The organism is Achromobacter sp. UBA5777, from assembly GCF_002418565.1.
Classification (GTDB): domain Bacteria; phylum Pseudomonadota; class Gammaproteobacteria; order Burkholderiales; family Burkholderiaceae_B; genus Achromobacter; species Achromobacter animicus.
On record NZ_DIEJ01000251.1, the window covers coordinates 669 to 3,099 of the forward strand.

Annotated in this window: 2 protein-coding genes and 1 pseudogene; all 3 read left to right on the forward strand. The window is 65.3% G+C overall.

Annotation, left to right across the window (positions count from 1 at the left end; translation table 11 throughout):
* Positions 1 to 203, forward strand: a 203-nt coding sequence (locus B3446_RS21430; protein WP_291384788.1) for a winged helix-turn-helix domain-containing protein, incomplete at its 5' end; no start/stop codon positions are given.
* Between the two features lie 112 nt (positions 204 to 315).
* Positions 316 to 1,656, forward strand: a complete 1,341-nt coding sequence (locus tag B3446_RS21435; RefSeq protein WP_291384789.1) for a sensor histidine kinase — start codon at positions 316 to 318, stop codon at positions 1,654 to 1,656.
* 194 nt (positions 1,657 to 1,850) lie between these two features.
* Positions 1,851 to 2,431: pseudogene (locus B3446_RS21440) on the forward strand (MFS transporter); the annotation flags it as partial.

Below are 2,431 nucleotides of genomic sequence, written 5' to 3' on the forward strand. Positions count from 1 at the left end.
CGCGCAGCGGCCGCATGGTCAGCAAGACCCAGCTCGTGGACCACTTGTGCGAATGGGGCGAGGAAGTCAGCACCAACGCCATCGAGGTCTACGTGCATCGCCTGCGCAAAAAGCTCGAGCCCAGCGGCGTGAAGATCGTCACCGTGCGCGGCCTGGGCTACTGTCTTGAGCGGGACCAGGGTGCGGCGTACCTCGCAAGCTGAGCCCGCCCCAGAGCCGCTCAACCAGGAAGCCCTGGACATCATGCAAGCCGGGTCCAAGGGCCCGAGTTTCGCGCCGCCGCAACGGTCGCTGCTGGGCGAGATCCTGGACTGGATGCTGGCGCCGCTGTTCCTTTTGTGGCCCATGAGTGTTGCCATCACCTACGTGGTGGCGCAGAACATCGCCAACGTTCCCTACGATCGCGCGCTGGCCAACAACCTGCACGTGCTGACGCGCCAGGTTCACGCGCAGGATGGCCGCGCCGTGCTGAAGATGACCGATGCCGCGCGTGACGTGCTGCGCGCCGACGAGACGGACAGCGTGTTCTGGCTGGCGCTGGGCAGCCGCGGCGAATACCTGGGCGGCGACCGCGCGCTGCCGCTGCCGACCACCGTGGGCCAGCCCCGTCCCGGCGAAGTCCAGTACGAAGACGACACGCTGCGCGGCTTTGGCATCCGGCTGGCCTTCACCTGGGTGGACCTGCATCTGCCCGGCACGCAGCCCGCGCTGTTCATCGTGGCCGAAACCGTGGAAAAGCGCACGCAGCTCGCCAACGACATCATCAAGGGCGTGATCATTCCGCAGTTCGTGGTGCTGCCCATCGCCGTGCTGCTCGTCTGGTTCGGCCTGTCCCGCGGCGTGGCGCCGTTGAATGCGCTGCAGCAGCGGCTGCGCGCCCGGCGGCCCGACGACCTCTCGCCGATCGACGAACGCGCCGCGCCTTCCGAGATTGCCCCGCTGGTCGCGGCCATGAACGACCTGCTGGACCGCCTGTCCGCCAACGTGCAGGCGCAGCGCCGTTTCGTGGCCGACGCCGCGCACCAGTTGAAGACGCCGCTGGCGGGATTGCGCACACAGGCTGAACTGGCGCTGCGCGACGCCAGTCCCGAGGAAATGCAGTCCAGCCTGCGCCAGCTTGTGACGGGTTCTGAACGCGCGACCCGGCTCGTCAATCAGTTGCTGCTGCTGGCCCGGGCTGAAAATCCCAGCGCCATCGGCCTGACACGCACGGACATCAACGCCATCGCTTACGAGCAGACCATGCACTGGGTGCCGCTGGCGCTGTCGCTCAGCACGGACCTGGGGTTCGAAGGCTCGGACACGCCCGTCGAGATCAATGGCAATCCGCTGCTGCTGGCCGAGCTGCTGAACAACCTGGTCGACAACGCGCTGCGCTACACCCCGCGCGGCGGCCATATCACCGTGCGCGTGCTGCAAGCGGATGGCCAAGGCATCCTGGAAGTCGAGGACTCCGGACCGGGCATTGCGCCCGACGAGCGCGAACGCGTGTTCGACNNCGGCCTGGGCCTGGCCATCGTGCGCGAAATCACGCAGAAGCATCAGGCAAGTGTCGAAATCAGCGACCATCCCACTGAACACTCCGACCTGCCCGGCACGCGAATCCGTGTCGTTTTTCCCCTCTACTCGCCGCCGCCCGAGACGTCCGACAGCTAAGGACTATCCCTAGCCTTCCCCGGGGAATTTACTGTTTGTTTCAATTTTAAGATTCGAGTAAGGGTCACGTCAGAACCTCGTCAGCCTCGGCCCCCAATGTTGCGATAGCTCGATGTCGGTCTCGCCGGCGGAGGGTCAAGCACGGCGGAAAACCGCCGGCCTAAAAACGAGGAGACATCATGAGCACAACTACCATGGCAGGCCGCGGTCCATCCGCGGATCCGCGTCCGATGACCAAGGAGGAGCGCAAGGTCATCTTNNCGGCACGGTGTTCGAGTGGTACGACTTCTATCTATATGGCTCGCTCGCAGCCATCATTGCCCAACACTTCTTTTCCGGCGTGAACCCGACCGCGGGCTTCATCTTCGCGCTGCTGGCCTTCGCGGCCGGTTTCGCGGTGCGGCCGTTCGGCGCGCTGGTGTTCGGCCGATTGGGCGACCTGGTCGGACGTAAATACACCTTCCTGGTCACGATCGTGATCATGGGCCTGTCCACGTTCCTCGTCGGCATTCTGCCCAGCTACGCCAGCATCGGCCTGGCCGCTCCCGCCATCCTGATCGTCCTGCGCCTGTTGCAAGGTCTGGCGCTTGGCGGCGAATACGGCGGCGCGGCGACCTATGTCGCTGAACACGCTCCGCACGGCCGCCGCGGCTTCTACACGTCCTGGATTCAAACCACCGCAACGCTGGGCCTGTTCCTGTCGCTGCTGGTCATCCTGGGCATCCGCACGTTCATGGGCGAAGATGACTTCAAGGCCTGGGGCTGGCGCATTCCG